Annotated in this window: 21 protein-coding genes and 1 tRNA gene; 7 read left to right on the forward strand and 15 right to left on the reverse strand. The window is 61.8% G+C overall.

Going from position 1 to position 23,846, the window contains the following annotated elements; genetic code table 11:
• Window positions 1-23 precede the first annotated feature (23 nt).
• Window positions 24-1,208 (forward strand): two-component system response regulator RssB, encoded by a 1,185-nt coding sequence (gene rssB / locus LXM55_RS17005; protein ID WP_233321427.1) that lies wholly within the window; start codon window positions 24-26, stop codon window positions 1,206-1,208.
• On the forward strand, window positions 1,205-1,687 hold the full coding sequence (gene rssC, locus LXM55_RS17010; protein WP_068587814.1) for an anti-sigma factor antagonist RssC: 483 nt from the start codon (window positions 1,205-1,207) through the stop codon (window positions 1,685-1,687). The genes rssB and rssC overlap by 4 nt, the downstream gene beginning before the upstream one ends.
• Before the next feature lie 73 nt (window positions 1,688-1,760).
• Here rssC and tal read toward each other — a convergent pair whose 3' ends face one another.
• From tal to LXM55_RS17065, 11 genes are all read right to left on the reverse strand, one after another.
• Entirely contained in the window at window positions 1,761-2,687 is a 927-nt protein-coding gene (gene tal, locus LXM55_RS17015) for a transaldolase (protein ID WP_233321428.1), read from the reverse strand.
• Window positions 2,688-2,865: 178 nt separating this feature from the next.
• Entirely contained in the window at window positions 2,866-3,876 is a 1,011-nt protein-coding gene (gene dusA, locus LXM55_RS17020) for a tRNA dihydrouridine(20/20a) synthase DusA (protein WP_233321429.1), read from the reverse strand.
• Between the two features lie 273 nt (window positions 3,877-4,149).
• Window positions 4,150-4,653: an SPOR domain-containing protein gene (locus tag LXM55_RS17025; RefSeq protein WP_233321430.1), complete on the reverse strand. Its 504-nt coding sequence runs from the start codon at window positions 4,651-4,653 to the stop codon at window positions 4,150-4,152.
• A 77-nt stretch (window positions 4,654-4,730) separates the two neighbouring features.
• Window positions 4,731-5,630: a glycosyltransferase family 2 protein gene (locus LXM55_RS17030; RefSeq protein WP_233321431.1), complete on the reverse strand. Its 900-nt coding sequence runs from the start codon at window positions 5,628-5,630 to the stop codon at window positions 4,731-4,733.
• A complete protein-coding gene (locus LXM55_RS17035; protein ID WP_233321432.1) occupies window positions 5,614-6,717 on the reverse strand; it encodes a hypothetical protein in 1,104 nt (367 codons plus the stop codon). Before LXM55_RS17035 ends, LXM55_RS17030 begins: the two co-directional genes overlap by 17 nt.
• Window positions 6,714-8,792 (reverse strand): glycosyltransferase, encoded by a 2,079-nt coding sequence (locus LXM55_RS17040; protein ID WP_233321433.1) that lies wholly within the window; start codon window positions 8,790-8,792, stop codon window positions 6,714-6,716. The genes LXM55_RS17035 and LXM55_RS17040 overlap by 4 nt, the downstream gene beginning before the upstream one ends.
• Before the next feature lie 50 nt (window positions 8,793-8,842).
• On the reverse strand, window positions 8,843-9,535 hold the full coding sequence (locus LXM55_RS17045) for a 2OG-Fe(II) oxygenase family protein (RefSeq protein WP_233321434.1): 693 nt from the start codon (window positions 9,533-9,535) through the stop codon (window positions 8,843-8,845).
• The gene (locus LXM55_RS17050) at window positions 9,529-10,917 is read right to left on the reverse strand and encodes a polysaccharide pyruvyl transferase family protein (RefSeq protein WP_233321435.1); all 1,389 of its coding nucleotides are present in this window, start codon (window positions 10,915-10,917) and stop codon (window positions 9,529-9,531) included. Before LXM55_RS17050 ends, LXM55_RS17045 begins: the two co-directional genes overlap by 7 nt.
• Window positions 10,914-12,188: an ABC transporter ATP-binding protein gene (locus tag LXM55_RS17055; protein WP_233321436.1), complete on the reverse strand. Its 1,275-nt coding sequence runs from the start codon at window positions 12,186-12,188 to the stop codon at window positions 10,914-10,916. Before LXM55_RS17055 ends, LXM55_RS17050 begins: the two co-directional genes overlap by 4 nt.
• Window positions 12,178-12,993 (reverse strand): ABC transporter permease, encoded by an 816-nt coding sequence (locus LXM55_RS17060; RefSeq protein ID WP_233321437.1) that lies wholly within the window; start codon window positions 12,991-12,993, stop codon window positions 12,178-12,180. Before LXM55_RS17060 ends, LXM55_RS17055 begins: the two co-directional genes overlap by 11 nt.
• 274 nt (window positions 12,994-13,267) lie before the next feature.
• Complete coding sequence (locus LXM55_RS17065) at window positions 13,268-13,918, reverse strand: FMN-dependent NADH-azoreductase (protein WP_233321438.1); 651 nt, start codon at window positions 13,916-13,918, stop codon at window positions 13,268-13,270.
• A gap of 98 nt (window positions 13,919-14,016) precedes the next feature.
• Between LXM55_RS17065 and LXM55_RS17070 the strand changes: the two genes are divergently transcribed.
• Together LXM55_RS17070 and LXM55_RS17075 are read left to right on the forward strand one after the other, a co-directional pair.
• The gene (locus LXM55_RS17070) at window positions 14,017-14,877 is read left to right on the forward strand and encodes a LysR family transcriptional regulator (protein ID WP_233321439.1); all 861 of its coding nucleotides are present in this window, start codon (window positions 14,017-14,019) and stop codon (window positions 14,875-14,877) included.
• Window positions 14,878-15,062: 185 nt separating this feature from the next.
• Window positions 15,063-16,634 (forward strand): sensor domain-containing diguanylate cyclase, encoded by a 1,572-nt coding sequence (locus LXM55_RS17075; RefSeq protein ID WP_233321440.1) that lies wholly within the window; start codon window positions 15,063-15,065, stop codon window positions 16,632-16,634.
• A gap of 4 nt (window positions 16,635-16,638) precedes the next feature.
• Here LXM55_RS17075 and LXM55_RS17080 read toward each other — a convergent pair whose 3' ends face one another.
• Window positions 16,639-17,160, reverse strand: a complete 522-nt coding sequence (locus LXM55_RS17080) for a GNAT family N-acetyltransferase (protein WP_233321441.1) — start codon at window positions 17,158-17,160, stop codon at window positions 16,639-16,641.
• A 308-nt stretch (window positions 17,161-17,468) separates the two neighbouring features.
• Between LXM55_RS17080 and LXM55_RS17085 the strand changes: the two genes are divergently transcribed.
• From LXM55_RS17085 to LXM55_RS17095, 3 genes are all read left to right on the forward strand, one after another.
• The gene (locus tag LXM55_RS17085; protein ID WP_233321442.1) at window positions 17,469-18,293 is read left to right on the forward strand and encodes an arylamine N-acetyltransferase family protein; all 825 of its coding nucleotides are present in this window, start codon (window positions 17,469-17,471) and stop codon (window positions 18,291-18,293) included.
• 117 nt (window positions 18,294-18,410) lie between these two features.
• Entirely contained in the window at window positions 18,411-19,226 is an 816-nt protein-coding gene (locus LXM55_RS17090) for a hypothetical protein (RefSeq protein ID WP_233321443.1), read from the forward strand.
• 310 nt (window positions 19,227-19,536) lie between these two features.
• On the forward strand, window positions 19,537-21,078 hold the full coding sequence (locus tag LXM55_RS17095) for a nucleobase:cation symporter-2 family protein (protein ID WP_233321444.1): 1,542 nt from the start codon (window positions 19,537-19,539) through the stop codon (window positions 21,076-21,078).
• A gap of 63 nt (window positions 21,079-21,141) precedes the next feature.
• Here LXM55_RS17095 and LXM55_RS17100 read toward each other — a convergent pair whose 3' ends face one another.
• From LXM55_RS17100 to LXM55_RS17110, 3 genes are all read right to left on the reverse strand, one after another.
• Window positions 21,142-21,729: an SH3 domain-containing protein gene (locus LXM55_RS17100; RefSeq protein WP_233321445.1), complete on the reverse strand. Its 588-nt coding sequence runs from the start codon at window positions 21,727-21,729 to the stop codon at window positions 21,142-21,144.
• Window positions 21,730-21,832: 103 nt separating this feature from the next.
• Window positions 21,833-22,990: an MFS transporter gene (locus LXM55_RS17105; RefSeq protein ID WP_233321446.1), complete on the reverse strand. Its 1,158-nt coding sequence runs from the start codon at window positions 22,988-22,990 to the stop codon at window positions 21,833-21,835.
• Window positions 22,991-23,518: 528 nt separating this feature from the next.
• Window positions 23,519-23,594, reverse strand: a tRNA-Asn gene (locus LXM55_RS17110).
• Window positions 23,595-23,846 lie beyond the last annotated feature (252 nt).

Below are 23,846 nucleotides of genomic sequence, written 5' to 3' on the forward strand. Positions count from 1 at the left end.
TAATTCTGGCGCCGTTTGCCCACATGCAAAAAACCAGTGCCACGCTGCTGATAATCGATGACGACGAAGTAGTGCGCGCGAGCCTCGCGGCCTATTTGGAAGACAGTGGCTTCAGCGTACTGCAGGCTGCCAATGGCCAGCAGGGTCTTCAGGTATTCGAGCGCGACAACCCCGATCTGGTGATCTGCGATCTGCGCATGCCGCAGATGGGCGGTCTCGAACTTATCCGTCAAGTGACTGAGCTGTCGCCACAAACTCCGGTGATTGTGGTTTCGGGCGCGGGCGTGATGAACGACGCGGTTGAAGCGTTGCGCCTGGGGGCGGCGGACTACCTGATCAAGCCGCTGGAAGATCTGGCTGTGCTTGAGCACTCGGTGCGTCGGGCCTTGGATCGTGCGCGTCTGTTGCTGGAAAACCAGCGTTATAGAGAGAAGCTTGAAGCGGCCAACCGCGAGCTCGAGGCCAGCCTCAATCTGCTCCAGGAGGACCAGAACGCCGGTCGCCAGGTGCAGATGAACATGCTGCCTACCAGCCCTTGGTCAATCGACGCGTTCAACTTTGCTCACCAGATCATCCCGTCGTTGTACCTGTCGGGTGATTTTGTCGACTATTTCCGGGTCGACGAGCGTCGGGTGGCTTTTTACCTGGCGGATGTTTCCGGTCATGGTGCGTCGTCGGCCTTCGTCACCGTGCTGTTGAAGTTCATGACCACGCGTTTGCTGTTCGAGTCCAAGCGCAACGGCACCTTGCCGGAATTCAAGCCTTCGGAAGTGCTCGGTCATATCAACCGTGGCCTGATCAGTTGTAAGCTGGGCAAGCACGTCACAATGGTCGGTGGTGTCATCGACGAGGAGACTGGTTTGTTGACCTATAGCATTGGCGGGCATTTGCCGCTGCCGGTGTTGTACACCCCAGACAGTGTGCGTTATCTGGAAGGGCGTGGTTTGCCGGTGGGCCTGTTCAACGAGGCTACCTACGAAGATCACATTCTGGAGTTGCCGCCAGTGTTCAGCCTGACGCTGATGTCCGACGGCATTCTGGACCTTTTGCCCGAGCCTACACTCAAAGAGAAAGAAGCAGCCTTGCCCGAGCGGGTAAGAGCAGCGGGCGGCAGCCTGGATGGCTTGCGGCAAGTTTTTGGATTGGCCACGCTAGGGGAGATGCCGGATGATATCGCCCTATTGGTGTTGAGCAGGAACCTTCAATGAGTACCGGTAGAATCCAGTTCGCCGAGCAGGACGGCACCTTCGTTCTGAAGTTCGTCGGTGAAGTGCGCCTGACCTTGTGTTCGGCGCTGGATGCGACTATTGAGCGGATTTTTACCGCGCTGAATTTCTCGGCGATCGTGATCGATCTGACGGAAACCCGTAGCATCGACAGCACCACTCTGGGCCTGCTGGCCAAGTTGTCGATCCTGTCGCGGCAGAAAGTCGGTCTGTTGCCCACAGTCGTCACCACCCACGAAGACATTACCCGTCTGTTGCAGTCCATGGGTTTCGATCAGGTGTTCAACATCGTCGATCGTCCGATCCCTTGCCCGGAATGCCTGACCGATCTGCCGTCCCAGGACCAGTCGGAAGAAGTGGTGCGGATCAAGGTCCTGGAGGCGCACAAGATTCTCATGGGGCTCAACGACTCCAATCGTGAAGCCTTCCACGACCTGGTGAATGCTCTGGAGCGTCACTGATCGGTTGAGGCAGCAGAGCACAAAAAAGGGCGAACCTGTGAGGGTTCGCCCTTTTTGCATCGCCGCGAAGCTATCAGAACTTGGCAGCCAACAGGGCTTCGAGCTTTTCCTGGTCGCGGGCGAACTGGCGAATGCCTTCGGCGAGCTTTTCGGTGGCCATCGCATCTTCGTTGGAGGCCCAGCGGAACTGTGCTTCGTTCAGGCTCTGACGGGATTCACCGGTCTTGCCTGGGCTCAGCTTGCGTTCCAGCTTGCCGGTATCGGCAGCCAGTTTCTCGATCAAGTCCGGGCTGATGGTCAGGCGATCGCAGCCTGCCAGTTGCTCGATCTGGTTCAGGTTGCGGAAGCTCGCGCCCATGACCACGGTCTTGTAGTCATTGGCTTTGTAGTAGTTGTAGATGCGCGTTACCGACTGCACGCCTGGATCATCGGCGCCGACGTAGTCGTTGCCGGTGGCTTTCTTGTACCAGTCGTAGATTCGTCCCACGAATGGCGAAATCAGGAACACACCGGCTTCGGCGCAGGCCACGGCCTGGGCGAAGGAAAACAGCAGGGTGAGGTTGGTCTGGATGCCTTCGCGTTCGAGTTTCTCTGCCGCGCGGATACCTTCCCAGGTGGAGGCGATCTTGATCAGCACTCGGTCACGGCCGACACCAGCATTTTCATACAGCTCGATCAGGCGATGGGCGCGCTTGAGCATGGCTTCGGTGTCGAACGACAAACGGGCATCCACTTCGGTGGAAATGCGGCCCGGAATGACCTTGAGAATCTCCTGGCCGACAGCAACGCCAAAACGGTCGCTGGCCAGGCCGACATCGCCTTTGCAATCGCTGACGCAGGCGTTCAGCAGATCGGCATAACCAGGAATGGCCGCAGCCTTGAGCAGCAGCGAAGGGTTGGTGGTGGCATCCACCGGCTTGACCCGGGCGATAGCGTCGAAGTCGCCGGTATCGGCCACAACGGTGGTGATTTTCTTCAGTTGTTCCAGCTTGGAAGTCATGAGCGTGCTCTGTCCTATGGGTCTGACGACATTACCCGAGCGCTGTCAGGCGCTCAAGGGCGCGGAATGCTAACTACGGCCGCACAGCCTGCGGCCTGAAAACAGCCGTTTGAATGGTGGGGCACTATCCAGATAGATACGATGCCAAAAGCCCGGCCAGGTTCAACCTGGCCGACGCTTAGCGTCCTTCCAGCAACTGTCCGGCCTGATCCAGCAGGGCCAGCGGATCCTGGGTCTTGTGAATATCCACCGACAACAGTTGGCGGAACTTGCGAGCACCGGGGAAGCCTGTCCCCAGCCCCAGCACATGACGCGTGATGTGGTGCATGGCGCCACCTGCCGCCAGGTGCTCGGCAATATAGGGGCGCAAGCGGGCCAGCGCCTCGGCCCGGGAAATCACCGGTGCGGTACTGCCGAACAGTTGCTGGTCCACCTCGGCCAGCAAATAGGGGTTGTGATAGGCCTCGCGCCCCAACATCACGCCGTCAAAGGTCTGCAGATGTTCATGACAGGCCTCGAGGGTCTTGATCCCGCCATTGAGGATGATCTCCAACTGCGGGAAATCCGCTTTCAATTGCGCCGCCACATCGTAGCGCAGCGGAGGAATGTCACGGTTTTCCTTGGGTGATAGGCCTTCGAGAATGGCAATCCGCGCATGCACGGTAAAGCTGGTGCACCCGGCTTCCTCGACCTGACCGACGAAGTCGCACAGTTCGGCATAACTGTCCCGTCCGTTGATGCCAATTCGATGTTTGACCGTCACTGGAATCGACACGGCATCGCGCATGGCCTTCACGCAATCGGCCACCAGCGCCGGGTGGCCCATCAGGCAGGCACCGATCATATTGTTCTGTACCCGGTCGCTGGGGCAGCCGACATTCAGGTTGACCTCATCGTAACCATGCTCCTGAGCCATGCGCGCGCAGGCCGCCAGATCCGTCGGTGTGCTGCCCCCCAGTTGCAACGCCAGAGGGTGCTCGGACTGGTGGTAGCGCAGGAAGCGTTCGTGATCACCGTTGAGCAGCGCCCCGGTAGTGACCATTTCGGTGTAGAGCAGCGTGTGCTTGGACAACAGGCGCAGAAAGAACCGGCAGTGACGGTCGGTCCAATCCATCATGGGTGCAACGCTAAACCGCCGAGACAGCGTAGGGCTTGAGTTTATTGGGGCTGTAGCTGAATTCTGGACCATTTTGCTCTACGTGTTTAAGGCGTGTTTGGGGGTGAACGGGCGTTTTCTGAGGAGTGCTGATTCAAGGTGGCAAGCACTTTTGCTCGGGGGCCACAGGACGATTGCCATGATCAGGTTTCGCTTACGTACCGCTGGCGGCATCGGCAATAGGGTGCATAACGGCTGTTGCGACGCTGCCCGAGTTTATCAAGAGAGTTGGGCTCGTGCCTGAAAACAGGTGACTCGGGATTGGCGGCGCGTGCGGTAAGGCAAGGGTTGAAAAGGGGGGGGGCGTTATCTTGTGACCGAGCGCCAGGTCACCAGCCCATCCAGGCCATGGGTGGATTTCAGGTAGTTGAGCGTGTTCTGTGCCTCGGCTTTTTCTTCAAACGGGCCCGAGAGCGCGTGGGGGGCTTCATCGAGGATTGTCGGTATGTCGATCAGCGTTAGCTGCGCGGCCAGTCGTTCAAACTCTTCATCGCTATTGGCAGTGAATCGCGCTACCCAGCCGCTGCGATCTTTTAGGGCGATAGGTTCCACGTCGGCTTTGCAATGTTTGCATCGTGTGGCAGCCGCTTTGATGGCTTGGGTGCAGGCGGGGCAGGGGCGCAGGTCCTCATGCACCAGCGCGTCGACGCCGGTCTTCGCCAAGCGAGGCATCAACAAAACGGCGATCAGGGCAACGCCAGGGAGAAAAAGCCCGATTGCAAACCATCGTGGTCCTGATCGGCCGCGTGTGTTCGCCAGGTAGGCGGTCATGCCAGTCAGAATGAGCCAGAGAAGTAGGTGGACGCTCATTGCGACTTCCTTTTGTAAAATTCGACCAAGCCCAACATGCCGTCGAAGTGTTCAGTTATTTCAATAAGGCGGCGATCCTAGCATTTTTGCCCAAGTATCCGCCCTAGCCGCAGCACCGAGTGATACCCCGCCACAACGCCAAATCGCACCCAGACCCCAGCCGAAACGCCCCAGGACAGCACCCTCGGGTAATCATCTCGAAAGAACTTGGCATAGAAACGAATCATCCCCCGGTGTTTGTGCCATTCGACAAACAGCGGACGAGAGCGACTGCAGGCGCCCCAGGTATGAAAGATCCTTGCCTGTGGTACGAAACAGACCTTCCAGCCTTCCTGACGAAAACGCATGCACAGGTCCAGGTCTTCGCAGTGCAGGAAATAGCCTTCGTCCCAGCCGCCAACGCTGTCCAGGGCTTCGCGCTTGATCAGCATGCAGGCGCCGGAAATGGCCTCCACGAGGGTCGGATGGGGAGGCAGGGGTTCGCGGTGCAGGAGGAAGTCGGAAAACAGCCGTGGCGACAGCCAGGCCAGGCCCGACAAGTTGAGGGCACGAACCACCGCTCGCCGTGGCGTGGGAAAGACCCGGCGCCCCCCGGGTTGTTCGCTACCGTCGACATTGCACAGCAGGCCACCCGCCATGCCCAGGTCGTCGGCCTGGCGCAGGGCGTCGACCATTCCTTGCAGCGCTCCTGGCTGTAGCACGGTATCGGGGTTCAGGAACAGGATATGCGCCTGCTCGCAGTGGGTGGCGCCCAGGTTGCAGGCGGCGGCGAAGCCGGTGTTGGTTGGATTGCGCAGGATGATCAGGCGCTTGTCGGCACCGAAACGGGTCGTCACCCGTTCCAGGCTGTCGTCGTGGGAGGCATTGTCCACCAGCACCAGCCTGCTGACGCCCTGGGCCAGTACCGAGTTCACGCAGCCTTCCAGCAGTACCCCGGCGTTGTAGTTGACCACTACCACGTCACAGGAACGCGGCATGGGCCACCTCGAAGCGTTTTGCCCAGGAGTTGGCCTCGCGGAATTTCAGGGTCTCGGCCAGCGGCTCGGTAAACGCCAATGCCTGGTGAACAACCTGGGGAATATCGGCAACGCTGTCGCTGAGAAACACGCCTTGAACACCGCGCCTGTTGCTCATTTCGCCGAATGCCGTGCTGACCACCGGCAAGCCCAGGGCGCGGTATTCGTAGTACTTGATCGGGTCCACGTAGCGGGTGATGTCGTCGCGCTTGAACGGAATCAGGCCAACGTCGAATTCGGTCATGGCTTGCAGGGCCGCTTCGTGGGAAAGCGCCGGCAAGCGCTGGATATTGGCCGCTAGTGCAGCGGGCGAAGTGCCGTGCAAAGGGCCGATCAGGCGCACTTGCGCCTCGGGAAAGGCCAAGGCCAGGGCCTGCACGAAATCCCAGTCGAACCACTTGGCGAGGGTGCCGATGTAGCCGAACACCGGGCGACCGCTAGGGGCTGCGGGGCGGGCCAGCGGCAGGGCTGGCATACGTTCGCTGGCGCAGCCATTGTGCAGCAGTCGCGTGTCGACCTGTTGCTGCTGCCAGTAGTGCTGCAAGCTCGTGCAGGACGCCAGGGCGGTGCTCACCGCTTGAGCGGTCTGGTGCTGGCGCCGGCGCATGGCATGGCGCGACCAGCCCTGGTAGAACGCCGGCACATTGTCCATGACGTCATAGAAACTGCCGACGAAGATCGGTTCCTGCAGCAATTGCAGCGCCAGGCGCGAGGGCTTGCCGATGCCGAGCAGGGTGGGTTCCTCGGCAAAGCGGCGGATCTGCTGTTTCAGTCCCTGCCAGAGCAGGCGGTTGACCCAGCCCGAACCGGGCAGGGGTTCTATGGGCAAAGCCAGTGCCTTGGACAGGGTCAGCCAGTTCGGCAGCTCAACGGCCGGGCCCTGTTGTGGCGGCTGTGCGAGCAGGTCGGCCATGACGGGCAAGCGCGTGGGATAGGGCTCGACCCACAGCACTGGCGCCTGAGTGGCTGCGTGGAACTGACGCACCAGTTCATGGGGGCGTTGCGTGAAGCTGTGCCAACTGACCGGCGACAGATAAACCAGCCTCATGAGGGTTCCCTGGCGGTGTGGGGAATCCACGGGCGGCCCCATTTCGCCTCGTACAGTGCCTTGTTCCGGTTGAACAGTTGTTGGCGCTGGCCGTCGGGCATTTGATTGAACGAAGCGGAAAGATGGTGATGAATGAACACATCTTCGGCGAAGGCGCAGGACAGTCCGGCCTGCTCGACCCGCCGGCAATAGTCGTCGTCCTCGAAGAAACCCAGGCCGAAGGCTTCATCCAGCGGGCCGACACGCTCATAGGTCGATCGGGGCATCATCACCGCGAAAAAACCGAGCGTGGCGCAGGGCACCACCTGGTCTACATGGCGCCAGGTGTGTTGGCCGGCGCGGCCGGGCATCTCCTTGAGGGTCCGGTAGCTGATGTCGATCTTCGCTTCATTGCCAATATTGTTGGTCACCGGCCCGATCAGGCCGAGCTGCGGGTTGCGTTGCAAGTGGCGGCGCAGAGTCTGCGCCCAGCCGGTGGTGACCTGAGTATCGTTGTTGAGCAGGACCAGAAATTCGCCCCTGGCCCGTGCCAGGCCCTGATTGTTGGCCGCGGCGAAGCCCAGGTTGCCGGGGTTGAGAATGAGTGAGTGGCCGCTGTCGCTGGCCCACTGCTGGAGGAACTCGACGCTGGCGTCGGTAGAGGCGTTGTCGACGACGATGATCTCCAACTGTCGGCCAAGGGGGTCGGCAGCCAGGCTCGCCAGGCAGTCGCGGGTGAATGCCAGGTTGTTGTGGGTCACTACAATCACGCTGATCAAGGGTTGGGGAACATCTTCTTCCACCAGCGCCTTCAGCCGTTTTATCCGGTGCTCCCAGGTCTGTTGGGCGGCGAACTCCTGGCGCTGGCGGGCCGCGTTGTCAGATGCGGGTTCCTGCAATGCCCGGGCGATGGCCTGGATAAAGGACGGCACATCCTTGGCGACGGCCACCTGCTGGCCGAACTCCTGCAACTCCGGCAGATCCACTGCCACCACCGGTTTGCCGGCGCTCAGGTATTCGTAGACCTTGACCGGGTTGGTGGCCAGGGTCAGCGCCTCGATCCGGAACGGCAGGATGCCGACAGCGAACACCTGCAGGTAGGCGGACAGTTGCGCATAGGGGATTTCGCCAGTCAGCCTGACGTTGGCATGGCGCCGCAGGCACGCGCCGACGCGCGCGGTATCGGCGCCGATCAGCAGCACCGTGCAGTGGCTGAAGGCCTCGGCGATGGCGCCCACCAACTCGACATCGAACCAATGGGCCAGCGCGCCGTAGTAGCCGATCACCGGGCGTCCCTGCGGGTCCTGGTAACCGTGCTGCACCGCCGTGGAAAAGTAGGCGAAGTCGGCGGCGTTGCGCAGTACCGCGCGTTGTCCGCTAGCGACGGGCGGGCAGCGCTGGTTCCAGTATTGCTCCAGCCACGCCGAGGCAAACAGCGTGACGTCGGCATCCCTGAGCAGCTCATGCTCCAGCTGCAGCAAGGCCGGCACGTTGTTGCCGAAGCCCTGGTGGTCATCCATGCAGTCATAGACCAACCGGCTGGCCGGCAGCACCCCGGCGACGGGAGCCCAGAAGGGGTGCTGGACCAGGGAGATCACCCACTGCGAATCGGCCCAACTCAGTAGCTCGCCGATACTGCGGCGCAACTGCAGGATCACTGACTCTTGCGGGGCGGCGTAGTAGAGGGGCGGCGCTGTGCGAGCGAACAGTCGGACTTCGAACAACCGTCCGTGCTCATCCAGTGGGCGCAGACTAAAACCATCGCGGGGGTCGTCTTCCAGGCTTGCCGAGATGTAGAACACCCTGCGGCCGCTGGAGCTCAAGCCACCGGCCAGGTGCTGCGGCCGCTGGTGGCGAAAATCCCAGTCGATAACTCCCCAGAACAGGTAGTCCGGCAGCTGCGGCAGCGGTGCTTGCAGCGCACAAGCCGGCGGCTGAAACAGGCTGCATGCCAGAGCTTGGCTGCGGATTTTCGTGTGCGCGGGTCGCAGCGTCCGTCGGTAGAGCCGACTCAAGAGCGCCCTCAGGGAATAGGGAAGAGGCAGCTTTCGATAGACACTGAGCAGGTAGCGGAATAACACAGCACGATCAGGCATTTTGATCCATTACCGAGAAGAAGCGGGAGCCCATTTGTGGCGAAACAGGGTCAGCCATGAGGGGCCTCGTAGTTGTGCAGCGGTGTCTGATCTCCGGCCGGCCACATTGAGCTCAGCGAGCCCGGCCGATAGAAGGTAACGGTCATGCTGCGGCGGGAGGTTGGGCAGTCGTCGACCACTTGTGACACGCAGTGCCATGAGTCATCGGTGCGTACCAGCACCGCAGAGTTGCCTACCAGTGGTGGAATCACTGCGACCACGTCTTGCGGGTTCGCCGAGCGCAGGATGTTCAGGCACCCACCGTCCTCGATGTTCCAGGATTGGTTGAAATAGAGGATGTGGGTCACCAGCTTGTCGCTGAGGTCGGGATGAGGCCCCAGGCAGGCCTTGGGCCCGTAGTGGAATACATTGACCTCCATGGGCGCCGTGCGCAGGTCGATATCGGTCAACGTTGACAACGCCAGGCGATAGGCCGGTGCAATCAGCGCTTGAGCCAGTTGCCGCCAGGCAGGGCTCAAGCCCTGCTCGTGAACGATGCGTCCGGTGCCCATTTCCACCAATTGCCTGGCTTGATATTCGTAGTCTTTTTCTCCGCCATATCCGTAGACCCGCTTGAAAGCGTCATGCGGATAGGTGGTGGCCAGTGCGGCGGCGTCTTCGGCGGAATACAGGCCATCGATCTGCCCCCAGTAGAAGGGCTGTTTATGGAGTGGCTGTTGATTGAGTCTTGTCAGGTCTAGCATCGATTCCATCTCCTCAATAAGTATCTGAAGCCGCGTCGTATGGAGCGTAGTGGCGCGGTGATGCGATAGGAGCTGGAGCTGTACATGCGCTCGAGCTCGCCGCTGGTCTGGCCGATGAGTTCCTGTTGTTGCGCCTGCAGGTCGGTCAACTGCTGCAGGCGGACTTTCAGCTCGTCCAGCTCGGCCTGTTTGCTCAGGCATTCCTCGCGCCAGTCCAGGTGGGTTTCCTCCAGCAGGCCGGGCAGCGCTTGCCAGAAGCGGTCCAGCGCCTGGCTGGTGGAGCGCGGGCCCTGGCTGATGAGTTCAGCTACCCGATCCCAATGGCGATGCACTTGTTCCCGCGCGGCGCTCACCCGGGGGCAGGGCTGCGTTGTACCCAGGCGTTGCAGGAACCACTGGGGGTCGATTGCCTGGCCGTTGGGCAGGGCATGGACTCCTCGGTATTCCCGTAATGCGGTGTACTTGCCCAGGCTCAGGTCGGCCGAGCTGAAGATGGGCACGCCAAAGGCCAGGGCGCTGATTGCCAGGTGATAGCTGTGACCGATCACCCCTTGGGCGTGGGCCAGGATTTCGGCCAGAAGCAGTGGCTCCGGCCAGGTGGCAAGGCTGACGGCCCGCGGCAGGCCGGTGCCGAGAGTGGACTCTTGATCCCCCAGTACCGGGCCAATGGGCAATAGCAGCAGCTGCCAGCGGGCAAAGGTTGCACTGTGGGTTTTCCACAGGTGCAGGAAGCGCTCCAGGCCGTTGATCGCATGCACCACCAGATAGGGGCCGTGCAGTCCTGCCGTTTCACACAGACGCCGGTAGGCGGGTGTCGGTTGCTGTGGGTCAATCAGCTCGGGCAGGCCGAAGGCGGTATCCGGCAGCACCTCGACCTGCACCTGCTCGCTCAGTTCACGCAGTGTGTTTGCCGACAGCGCATCGCGCACTCGGACATGGGTGCTCTGTTCCAGGGCCAGCCTGACCAGCGGCTTGGCCCAGCACGGAATCGGATTGCGGTGCATGCCGGGGGCATTCCAGATCAACGGCACATTGTGTTGCAGGGCAATCAGCGCGGGGGACAGCCAATAGCCCGTGGGGTGGTGGATCTGTGGGCTGGGAGGGAAGTAGTCGGGTGCGACCACCTTGTCGAAACGAATAATGAAGCCTCCGCCGATCAGTACCCCATCCAGGCTGTCGACGAACTGGGGCAGTTCGCTGACCGAGGTCACGGGATAGGGCCATTCTGGCGTGCTGCGCGAGTGGTAGGAGAACGCTCGCAGGCGCACCGCGCCCAGGCGCTTCTGCAGTGCCGCCTCGGCAAGAATGGGAAACAGCAGGTCGCCGTAGTTGGCCACGTCGAAAGTGCCGAAGATTGCGACCTGCCATTCCTTGGTGCTCATGGTTGCTCCTCGACTGCCAGGGGCTGTTGCAATTCAAGGCTGAGCGGTTCGATGTGCAAGTCGACGATTCCCAGAAAGTGCTTGTTGCCTGGCAAGGTGTCGAACGCCAGCAGGGCCACCTGTTTTTCAATCAGGTGGGAGGTTTCTTCCGTTTCGCCATTCATCAGCTTGAGGGTGATGTGGTAGCGCCCGGCAGCCAGGTTGGCGGCGAATCGCAAGCGCACCGAGGCGCTGCGCCAGCCTTCGTGGGACTCACCGCATTGCAGGGCCACATTGGCTCCGCTGACCACCAGCAGCCGGGCTTCCTGGATGGTCAGGCTGATGTTGGGGCGGGTGATGGCGTCGCTGACCAGGGTCTGAATGGCGATTTCAATCACCTCGCCGTGGGCAAAGCTTGAGTACAGCGCTCCGGTGCTGCTGAAGACGGCGGAGGTGATTCGCCCTTCAGCGGTGCCGAAGGCCATGCCGCGCTCCGGGTTGAGCGGCGTCTTGGCGCTGACCTGGATCGCGCCCGCGCTGGCCCAGCGGCGCTGCTCGTCGCGCATGTCCAGCAGGTAGCGCTCGGCCATCTCCTCCGGCGCTCCGCTGGCGCGGACTTCGCCGTCGCGCAGGTACAGGGCGCGGTTGCAGAAGCGCTTGAGCATGCTCATGTCATGGGACACGAACAGCAGGGTCGTGCCTTGTCGGGTCAGGCGCTCCAAGCGCTCCAGGCATTTGAACTGAAACGACGCATCGCCGACCGCCAGGGCCTCGTCGACGATCAGGATATCCGGCTCCACGCACACCGAGACGGCAAAGGCCAGGCGCACCAGCATGCCGCTGGAATAGGTCTTGGTGGGCTGGTCGATGAATTCGCCGATATTGGCGAAGGCCGCAATTTCCTCGAAGCGCGCGTCGATCTCCGCGCGCTTCAGGCCCAGCACCGCACCATTGAGGTAGACGTTTTCGCGGCCGCTGAACTCGGGGTTGAATCCCGAACCCAGCTCCAGCAGGGCTGCGATCCGCCCATGGCTGCTCACCGTGCCCGTGGAGGCGGTGCTGGTACCGCAGATCAGTTGCAGCAAGGTCGACTTGCCGCTGCCGTTGCGGCCGATGATGCCCAGGGTCTCGCCCTTGCGCACTTCCAGCGAAACGTCCTTCAAGGCCCAGAATTCGCGATAGCGCTGTTTGCCGCGGGGCAGCAGCAGTTGCAGCAAACGGTCGCGGGGCTGCTCGTAAATCGGGTAGCACTTGCCCAGGTTCTGGGCCTTGATCGCCAGTTCAGAGCACATCGGCGAACCCCTGGCGGGTTTTCTCGAACCACGCCCATCCCAGGAAGGCTACGCCGAGGGCGACTGCCAGCTCTCCCAGCCACAGGCCGAGATCGGGCACCACGCCCCAGATCAGCACGTCGCGTGAGGACTCGATCACCAGCGTCAAAGGGTTTAAGTACAGCCAGTGCCGATAGGTGGCGGGCAGGGCGCTAACCGGGTAGAACACCGCCGATAGCAGCAGCAGGGCCGACATCAATACCCCCATGACCTGACCGACGTCTCGCAGGTAGACCCCGAGGGAGGCGAGTATCCAGGACAAGCCGAGGGTGAACAGCGCCAGGGGGAGCAGCACCAGGGGAAACAGCAGGGCAGTGAGCGGCGGCAACCCGAAGGCCAGGAGGTGGAACAGCAGCCAGACGATACAGCTCACCAGCGTCTGGAACAGCACCGCCCCGAGCATCACACAGGGCAGGATGTCCAGGGGGAACACCACCTTCTTCACGTAGTTGACGTGGCTCGGGATCAACCCGGGTGCGCGGGTGATGCATTCGGAAAACAGGTTGAAGACCATCATTCCGGTGAACACCAGCAGTGCGAACTGGGTTTTCGAATCGCTGTCGGTTCCCCAGCGCACCTTGAACACCACGCTGAACACGAAGGTGTACACCAGCAACATCAGCAAAGGGTTGAGAAAGGACCAGAGCAGGCCAGCGATCGAGCCACGGTAGCGGCCTATCACTTCACGTTCGATCAGGGCCAGGAGCAGTTCCTTGTGATGCCAGGGCCTAAACTTGAAGCGATTCAGCGTGTTACTTCCAATCAACATCCGCTCCTTGGAACCCGCTTCTAGCGTTGTGACCTGCATGACCCGTAGGTATGAAGGGGCGGGGTTGCGACTTTAAATGAAGAATTTCCTGAGGTGTTTATAGACCAGGAATGGGTGAAGTGAAGGTGTTGTTACAGCTTTTTTGATGAGTGGCGACGTCATCGTGAGGGCAGCACCTGCCGCAGGTGCTTGAGGTTGGCTGGCAGGGAGTGGGAAGTGCGGTGACAGGCCTGGCGGACGCTCTCGCTCTCCGCTAGGCCGCTGCGTCGGCTTAGGGCTGGAGCGGCGCCAGTTGCTCCGCCAGGGTGTGCGCCTGGTGTGCGGCCGCCTGGCGCGAAGCCAGGTCCAGGTCGGCGCCCAGGAGGGTCTTTTCGACAATCAGCGAGTGCCGGTCGGTGATGCCGATGACGTTCAACCAGGCCTCTACATACGGCTTCTGGAAGTCGAATGCTGGCGCCGGGGTGCTCGAACGCGCGGAAAAGTCCAGGCCCCGGGCATAGGCTGTCACCGCTGTCTTGTTGCGCAACAGGCCTTGCAACCCGCGCTCGGGGTCGAAGCTGAAGAGGATGCCCTGGTGGGACACCAGGTCGATGAAGTGCTTGAGCTTGTAGGGAATGCTGAAGTTCCACAGGGGGACGGAAAGCACCAGCAGGTCGGCCTGGTGCAGGGGCTCGGCCAGTGCCTGGAGCCGGGCCCAGGCGTTGTGTTCGGCGCTGCTCAGGGGCTGTCCGGCCAGTTGCGCGTATTTGGCATCCATGGCGGTTTGGTCGAGCTCGGGCAAGTCGAGGCTCCACAGGTCCAGGGTGCTGACCTGGGTGTCCGGCCGTTGCTGCCGGTAGCGGTGGATGAAGCTCTGGGCGATCTCCAGGGAAGCGGAGCGGTGCAGGCGAGGGGAGCATTGGATGTGCAGGAGCCGGGTCATGGCTGAGTCTCTTGGGGCGAGGAATGACCGTCATTGCAACATAGCTGGTTTTTAAATATAAATTGTCAATTCTGGCCTTATTGAGTTCATCTTGAAATATGTTCGACACCTTGCTGTTGCGCACCTTTGTCGCCGTCGTCGATGAGCAGGGCTTCAGTCGTGCGGCGCTCAAACTGCACCTGACTCAATCGGCCGTCAGCGGCCATCTGCGTCGCCTGGAGCAACAGGTCGGCAAGCCGTTGCTCCAGCGCACCACTCGCTCACAGCAACTGACCGCGGATGGTGAGCGGCTGATGGCCTATGCCCGGGCGATCCTGGCGTTGAACCGTGACGCCTGGACGGAACTGACTCAGGTGCCGTTCCATGGGCGAGTGGGGCTCGGCTTGTCCGAGGACTTTGCCGAGCCCCGGTTGCTGCGCACGTTGCAGGTGTTTGCCGGGCAGTACCCGGGCCTCCAGCTCGATATACAGGTCGGCATTCCCGGTACGTTGCTGGAGCTACTGGCCCAGGGTGGCCTGCAACTGGTGGTGGGCTCGCTGTGCGAAACGACCGCGCCGGGCCGCTTGCTCTGGTCTGAACCGCTGGTCTGGGCTGGGCTCGCGCAACCTGCTGGCGCCTTGCCCGAGCCTTTGCCCCTGGCGCTGTTTCCCGAGCCTTGCCCCTACCGGGCCGCAGCTCTGGGGCGTTTGGCCCAGGCGGGTATTGCGCAGCGCACGGCGATGCTTTGCAGCAGCCATGGGGCCTTGCGGGCTGCCGTGTTGTCCGGGTTCGCTGTGGCCCCCATGGCGCTCAGCCAACTGGGGGCAGAGCTCAGTGCCTTGGGGGCGGAGTATGGTTTGCCGCCGTTGCCTGACGCACAGTTTCGTCTGTTCACCGCGCCCGAAGCAGATCAGACTGTGCTGGCGGCGCTGTCGCAGGTGCTTGTCGAATATTGCTCCAGCTGGCGATCTGCACTTTAGGCATTGCTCGCTGCGGCCGATAACACCAGGGTGGAGCCAGCCCGTTGACGTTTGCCGCTTGCTCGTACGGCCCGGGTTCGAGGGTCGGGAATCTATACTTTGCAGGGCGCTGGCCACTCGGCCAGTCTCGAAAACAACCAGGGATCAGTCCTCTAGCCCAGGCCTTTCCCGTCAGGACGACACCTTTGCCTGTTCCCATCTACGATCCGCATCACGCCCCTGGCGGCAACCTGAAACGCTTGCCGTTGCTCAAGGCTGCCGTGGCGTTCATCGCTACCGTATTTCTCTGCTTGTGTGGCCTGTTGTTCCTGCAACTGGAGCAATCCTGGCGTCACGACCTGGCGCAGGCCGAGGTCAACTCCACCAACCTGACTCAGGCGATTGCCCAACAGGCCGAAGACACCTTCATGGAGGCCGACCTGGTGCTGATGAGCCTTTCCGAATGGATCCAGGCCCTGGGCGACGGTCCCGAGCAACAGCCCAGGCTGCAAGGCATCTTTGCCCGGCGGGTGCAGGCCCTGAATCAGCTCAGCGGGGTCTTCCTCTATGACCAGCAAGGCCACTGGGTGGTCAGCTCCTTCGGTGAATCACCCCACGGCAAGGATGTGGCTGACCGCGATTATTTCCGTTTTCATCAACAGAACGCCTCGTCGCTGGCGCATATCAGCCCGGCCATCCGCAGCCGCGCCAATGGCGAATGGATCATCCCCATTTCCCGTCGGCTCAATGACCGCCACGGAAATTTCCAAGGGGTGGTGATGGCGGGCATCAAGCTGGCGTATTTCGACCAGTTCTTCAAAAGCTTCAATATCGATGATCAGGGCGCCATGTTCCTCGCCTTGTCCGATGGCACGCTGATTGCGCGACGTCCTTTCGAGGAGCGGCAGGTCGGCGCCTCCCTGGCTCGTGGCGAGATCTTCAGCAAGTACCTGCCCGAGGCCCCGGTCGGCAACGCCATGATCACCTCGATCGTCGATGGCGTGACCCGCCTGTACGGCTATCGACAGTTGCAGGCTTATCCGCTGGTGGTGGCCGCGGCAAATTCCAAGGACTCGATTCTCAAGGGCTGGTACGCCTCGGCCTACCAGTCCACGGCCATCGTCGCGCTGGTGCTGCTGGGGGTCGGCCTGTTTGGCTGGGTCTTCGTGCAGCAGGTGCGCAACAACGAGCGGATCGAGACGGACCTGCGCAATGCCCAGGAGGCGCTGGAGGTGATTGCCACCCATGACAGCCTCACTGGCCTGGCCAATCGACGTTTGTTCGAACGTTCGCTGATGATCGAGTTTGGCCGTGGTGCCCGGCAACGCAGCCCGTTGGGCCTGGTCATGGTCGATATCGATTACTTCAAGCGCTACAACGATACCTATGGCCACGTGGCGGGCGATCACTGCCTGACAGAAGTGGCCCAGGCCCTGAAGGGCTGCTGCCAGCGCAAGGCCGACCTGGCTGTGCGTTACGGCGGCGAAGAATTTGCGGTGTTGCTGCCCGATACCGATATCCATGGCGCGCTGGCCATGGCCGAACAGATTCGCCGCAGTGTCATGCAGCGCAACATTGCCCACTCCGGGTCCCCGGTGGGGTGCGTGACGGTCAGCCTGGGCTGTTATTCCTTCGTGCCCACCGGGCGCGACAGTATCGAGATGTTTATCGAGCGGGCAGACGAGGCGCTCTACCAGGCCAAGGCCACGGGCCGCAACCGTGCCATGGCGTTGCCAGGGGAACACGCCGGCGAGCCCTTGCAACGCTCCGAGCGTTGAAGTGCTACCAGCGCTTGCAGAACACCTGGTTGGCGTAGGCATTGCCCCCGAACTCATACGCGGTGTTGCCGACGCAGGCATATCCCAGGGCTTGATAGAAGGCCTGCGCCCTGTGGTTCTCTGCCCATACGGCGAGCCACAGGCAGGGGGTGTCGCTGGCTTGCACCAGGCGCTCTACCTGTTGCAGAAGCGCCTGGCCAACGCCTTGCCGGTGCGCGTGGCGCTGCACGTACAGGCGCACCAGTTCCACTGCATCGGCTAGCGCTGCGAGCGGCGGGCGGGCCTGGCGGGTAAATTCCGCGAACCCCAGCAGGTGCCCATTGCGTTCAGCCAGCAAGAGGGTCCTGTTGGGGTCTTCAAGGCGCTGGCGGAACTGCTCCGGGGCGTAGACGCTCAGGGCTTCTTCGGCCAGGTCGCTGCGCATGCCATCGGTGGCGTAGGTGTCGAGAAAGACCTGAGTCGCCAGGCCGCTGATGCACAGCGCATCCTCGCGCTCAGCGTGGCGTAGGGTGAAATCGATCGGCATGGCTACATCCTTGTAAAGAGGGGCTGGGTGAAGGTTCAGGGCTGGCTGAGGCGCCACTGCGCTGCAAAGGGCGCAGGATGACTCGCGGGCCTGCCAGTGATTGCATGGTGCCGGGCTCTTTCGATGGCGCGAAAGGGGGGATTATTACAGAGTCGTCCCTGGCGCTTGGCAAGGGGCAATTCAGGGCCAATGCAATAAAAAATATCAACCGAATTGATTGTCTGGGCTCCCCGTTTCTGGCTTATACATGACGCCGACCTGCCGGGGCTGTTGCGACCCCGGGCGACCCTCATTTCAAGGATTTGTGCATGAGCCAGCCGCACTTGATGGACTTCGACCTGTACCTGCAGCAACTCGGTTACCCGCACGCGCCGGCGCCGACCCTGGAAAACCTGCGGGAGCTGCAATGGCGGCATGTCTGTCGTTTTGCCTTCGAAAGTCTTTCGACCCTATTGCGGGTTCCGGTACCCATCGACCTGGCGTCGGTGGAGCGCAAGATTCTCCACGAGGGGCGCGGCGGTTACTGCTACGAACTCAACCAGACCTTCCTGGTGCTGTTGCAGCACCTGGGCTTCGAGGCTCGGGGCATCACCGGGCGCGTGGTGATGGGCGCCCCGGAAGATGCGCTCACCGCTCGCAGTCACCGCCTGGCACTGGTGCACCTGGATGGCCAGCGCTACATCGTCGATGTCGGTTTTGGCGGCATGGTGCCCACCGCGCCCTTGCTGCTCGATACCGAGGAAGAGCAGGCAACGCCCCACGAGCCTTTCTGCATCACGCGGCGTGAAGGCAGTTACACCTTGCGCGCCAAGGTCATGGATGAATGGCGGGCGATGTACGTCTTTGACCTGCTGCTGCAAGGCGATGTGGATTACGAGATGGGCAACTGGTACGTCTGCACCCACCCCGATTCACCCTTTCTCGGTCAACTGAAGGTGGCGCTGATGGGGCCGGGGGTGCGCCGCACGTTGAACAACGGCAGCTATGCCCTGCATCGCATGGGGCAGCCGAGCGAGCGCCGACAGATCACCGATGCAGGGGAGTTGATGAGCCTGCTGCAGGACGAGTTCGCCCTGCGCCTGCCGGCCCATCCCGAACTGCCGCGGGTCCTTGAACAATTGCTTGAGGCCTGATGCTGCGGGCTTTCCGGCGCCCGCCAGGACGGGCGCGGAATCGGTTCCCGGTTAAATCCACAGCGCGTTGCTCCTTAGACTCTGGCGGCAAGCCGGTCATTTTCTAAGGAGAGAATCATGCAGAACACAGCTCATTCAAGCCTGTTGGGTAGCACAGGCGCAGCGCTGCGACGTTTCAAGGGCGGGCTGCTTGCAGCCCTGGTAGTGCTTGGCCTGGGCTCGGGCGCCAGCTACGCGGTGCCCAATCCCAATGGTGAATACAACCTGAACATGGAGGCCCGTGCCGGGTCGCCCTATCCCGCGTCCAACAACTACAACGCCGAACTCACGGCTTCCGGCATCGGGGCGGCGTACACGGTGCCGGTCAGTCGCCACCACATCATTGCCTACAACCAGCTGCGGGATTTCTACATGTCCGTGGTGCAGCGCGGGCATCTCAAGGAGCTGAAAGGGTTCTGGGACGGTTTTGGCGGGCGCTTCCTCAGTTACGGGCGGGACAACCAGGTCAATGTCACCCCGGCGGTAGAGGCGGACTACGACCAGGCCAAGACCTTGCTGGAAGAAATCGGCCGGGGCGTGGTGCGGGCCAACGCCGGGATGCCGCGCCCGCTGGGCTGGGACACCTTCCATGGCTTCTACACCTGGATGCCATGGAACCTGTTCCTCGGGCCCAACGGCCGCAATGACGACCCGGGCGAGGCGTTCGAAACCAATGCCCAGTACATCGTCAACAATGCGGACACCTGGAACACCATCGTCAATCTGCGGGACAACATGCTGAGCTATACGCGTGATGGCAACGTCAAGACCCTGGCGACCATCAACTCGCAACTGCTGCGCTTGTCGTCGCGCACCAGGGTCTATCCGCTGGTCAGCGATCAGTGGGTTCGTGTCGCGCCCAATGTGTACAAGATCCGGGTTCCGGCCAAGTGATTGCGCCGCTCACCTGATGCATAAGCCGATCCAGCGACTGGATCGGCTTTTTTTATCCTGGTTTTTCAACCAGTGAAGTCACGCTAAAAGCCTTGGGTGAAGCTATCGACTTTACCCGGGATTGATTTGCGCGATGGCTCTGGGGCGCCGTTACAGGCTTGAGAGGCGGCAGTATCCGAGGCTGTTGCGCGGATTGTTCGGGGCGGGCCGAGAGGGAAGGCCTGGATGGCAAACTGTATACAATAATATGGACAGTTGTCTTGGATGTTGCATACAGTGTGCGCATAACAAAAACAGGGAACCTCACACCATGAATACGCCCCAGGTTTCACCGCAACGGCCCGAAGATGAAAATTTGGGTATCGGCGCCAATATGGCTTATGGCTTGCAACACGTTCTGACCATGTATGGCGGCATCGTTGCGGTGCCTCTGATCGTCGGTCAGGCGGCCGGCCTGTCGCCTGCGGAGATTGGCCTGCTGATCGCCGCGTCGCTGTTCGCAGGAGGGCTGGCCACCTTGTTGCAGACCCTCGGTGTACCGTTTTTCGGATGCAAGCTGCCGTTGGTGCAAGGGGTGTCCTTTGCGGGTGTGTCGACCATGGTGGCGATTGTCACCAGCAGCGGTGAAGGCGGCTTCCAGTCGGTTCTCGGCGCGGTGATCGTCGCCTCGCTGATCGGCTTGCTGATCACGCCAGTGTTCTCCCGGATCACCAAGTTCTTTCCTCCACTGGTCACCGGTATCGTCATCACCACCATCGGCCTGACGCTGATGCCGGTGGCGGCACGCTGGGCGATGGGCGGCAACAGCCGGGCAGCGGATTTCGGCAGCATGTCGAACATTGGCCTGGCGGCGCTCACCCTGGTACTGGTGCTGCTGCTGAGCAAGATCGGCAGCGCGGCGATTTCCCGTCTGTCGATCCTGCTGGCCATGATCATTGGCACCGTGGTCGCGCTGTTCCTGGGCATGGCGGACTTTTCCGGGGTGAGCCAGGGGCCGATGTTCGGCCTGCCCACGCCGTTCCACTTCGGCATGCCGACCTTCCATATCGCCGCCATCCTGTCGATGTGCATCGTGGTCATGGTGACCCTGGTGGAAACCTCGGCGGACATCCTCGCGGTGGGTGAGATCATCCACACCAAGGTTGACTCCAAGCGCCTGGGCAACGGCCTGCGCGCCGACATGCTGTCGAGCATGATTGCGCCGATCTTCGGCTCCTTCACCCAGAGCGCCTTCGCCCAGAACGTCGGGCTGGTGGCGGTCACCGGTATCAAGAGCCGCTTCGTGGTGGCCACCGGTGGGTTGTTCCTGGTGATCCTCGGCCTGCTGCCGTTCATGGGGCGGGTGATTGCCGCGGTGCCGACGTCGGTGCTCGGTGGTGCCGGTATCGTGCTGTTTGGCACCGTGGCGGCCAGTGGTATTCGTACCCTGTCGCGGGTCGACTACCGCAACAACATGAACCTGATCATCGTCGCCACTTCTATCGGCTTCGGCATGATCCCGATTGCCGCACCCAGCTTCTACGATCATTTCCCCAGCTGGTTCGCCACCATCTTCCACTCGGGGATCAGTTCCTCGGCGATCATGGCGATCCTGCTGAACCTGGCATTCAACCATTTCACTGCGGGCAACTCCGACCAGCAGTCGGTGTTTGTCGCCGGTACCGAGCGCAGCCTGCGCTTCCAGGACATCGCGGTGCTGCGTGAAGGCGACTACTTCAGTGGCGGCAAACTGCATGACGCCGAGGGCAATGAGGTCCCGCTGGTCACGGAAGAGTCGGGCCATTCGCCGAACCCGGCGGGCGATGGTTCGTTGCCAAGCCATGCGCGAGGCAGTGCCGAAGCCACTCACTGACGTCGATTGTCGCGGCCATAAAAAAACCGGCGCCTTCAAGGCGCCGGTTTTTTCTGTGGCTCGTTATTCCAGGTTGTCCAGCGGCTGCAGGGCCTGGCGAGCGTCAGGGTTGTCCTGGTATTGCTGGCGCAAGGTCGCAAGCTGGCGATCATGGCCGAGGCAGACCTCATTCACGGACCTTTCCAGGAAAGCCCGACGCTCCTCGTCGTAGGCCTCTTCGCCGGCGAAGTGCTCGCAGGCTTCGTGGCGCTGAATGAACGCGGCCACTTCATCGGGAAGCTCGGCCCCACTTGCCCCATAGTGCTTGCCCAGCAGCAGGCGTTTTTCATCGACCCAGCCGGTGTAGTCCTCGCCGTCCTTGGCGATGTACATGACCTGGGCCCAGCCGTCTTCGCTGGAGGCGTACACCGTCAGGCCGTCACCAGGAATCACATAAAGCGTCTTGTTCACACAGGCGGCATTGGGCGCGCTGTGAAAGTGCAGGCGCCCTTGGCCTATCACCCTGGCCTCCAGGGGCGGGCGGTATTCACCGGCTTCCAGGGAGGCGTTGTCGCTCAGGGTGGCGCAGTCCATCGGGGCTTCGGCCTGTGCCGGCAAAGGCAGTACACAGAGCAGGCCCCACAGGGGCAAGAGGCGCAGCAGTCGGTCCATCGCGAGGTGATCCATGAGGTGGGATTGCAGAACGCGCGATGGTAATGACAAAGAGGCGGCCTGTGAATGGCCTCGGGCCGCGTTCTGGGGGCGATTGCCGGTCTCAATCGGTCGCCTTGGTCAATTGCCCCTGGCGCACCAGAGACAGGGCGAACACCACCACTACCGCGGCAGCGGCCGACAGGGTCAGGGGCAGGCCATAGCTGCCGCCACTCATGGCGGCGCCGCTGAGCAACGGCCCCAGCAGGCTGCCGATGCCCCAGAGCAGGCCGGCGCTGGCGTTGGCGGTAACCAGGTCCGCTCCGCTGAAGGATTGGCCGATCAGCACGATGGCCAGGGTGTAGATGCCGCCGGCCACCGCGCCGAGGATCACCAGGCTGGGCCAGAGCAGGGCGGGGGCTTCCATCAGCAGTGGCAGGCCCAGGCCGATCGCCAGGGCAATGATGCCGCAGCCCAGGTAGATGCCGGGGCGCCCGAGCTTGTCTGAAAGCCAGCCGAGGGGGAATTGGAAGGCGGTATCGCCCAGCAGGATGATGGTCACCATCAGTGCCGCCAGCTTGATGCTGTAGCCATGGCTGGCCGCGTACACCGGAAACAGCGACAGCACCACGCTGTCGAAAAACGCGAAGAACAGGATGCCCACGCACAGCGCCGGGGCGATGCGGATGAAGCCCAGTACCGAGAAGGTCCGGCTTTCGGCGTGCGGCTGCTGCTGATCCTTCAAGGGCAGAATCAGCCAGACCACCGCGATCGCCACCGCGTAACCGACGCTGACAATGGCCAGCACTGCCGGCCCCTCGGTGCCCAGCAGCGACACCAGGCCCGGGCCCAGCAGTTGGAAGAAGGTGAAGCAGGTGGTGTAGACCGCCACCAGCCGTCCGCGGGTGGCGTCCTCGGCCATTTCATTGACCCAGGTTTCGCCGAGAATGATGATCAGCCCCGCACCCAGCCCCATGGTGATTCGCGCCAGGCCCAGGTTATAGAGGCTGGCCCCGGGCAGTTCCAGGGCAGCCACGCTCACGGCGCACAGGCTGAAGCACAGCAGGTAGATCTGGCGTCGGGTCAGGCGCTGGCACAGGGCATTGACCAGGAAGGCCGAAAGCATCATGCCTGCTGCGGGCAGCGCCGACATGATGCCAATCTGGTTGTTGGAAGCGCCGGCCTGGTACAGGCGCAGGGCGAGGATCGGCACCGTGGAGCCAATGCTCAGGCCGACAATGGAAATGCCCAGGATCAGGGCGGCTAACAAGGCTTTGTTCATGATCAAGACTCGCGCCTGCAGGTTCAGGCGGCAAAAAATAGAGGTGTTGCGCGCGCCGGGTAACAACGCACGCCGAGAGACGGGGGATGGCCGCGCGCGCCAGTGGCGTAGGCGCCCGCGCCAAAGGTGGCGGGGCGGTGCTGGGCTCAATCGCGGTTAGCGAGTGCCCTGGTGCGGGGAGAAGGTGAAGGCAAACAGGACACTACGACGTCGACGATTGATCGCGCAGTCATGCTGGGCAACGGCCAGGGTTGCCGAGGGGCTCATCGAGGGGGAAGGGCACGGTGACTGTGCTGGCAGGAACATCACATCATCTGGCTGCTTGGAAAAAGAGGCGCACAGCCTACGTCAGGCCTTTGCGGCAACGCAACAGGGGCGCTAACGGAGGATTTCTGCCGGGTAACGAGGGTCTTTCCGCCAGTCTGACTGAACAGGCGGATGCTTTATCTGAAGGGGGGATTGCTTGAGCTGATTTGCCGAAAGAGCAGGGCGCTCTCAGGAGGATAAAGGCAAATCAGTGTAGGAATTTGGCTCCACGACCTGGACTCGAACCAGGGACCCAGTGATTAACAGTCACTTGCTCTACCAACTGAGCTATCGCGGAATGCGCCGTATCTTACTGATTCAGAAAGGGAAGTCAACAAGCGGCGAATATTTTTTTCAGTGCTGTGAGGGCCTGAATGATTTGCTGACATGACTTCGAGGGTTTTATCGGTTAGCAGGCCTATACGTGATCCGATAGGGGCTACCATGGCTTCCCGGAAGTGGTTTCACGCGCTGCCGGCCTCAAGCCGCATAGGTAAGCCTTTATGATCCGCTTCGATTTATCCCAGGTTTCTTCCGCGTTTTTCGCCGT

The organism is Pseudomonas sp. Au-Pse12, from assembly GCF_021341665.1.
GTDB lineage: Bacteria > Pseudomonadota > Gammaproteobacteria > Pseudomonadales > Pseudomonadaceae > Aquipseudomonas.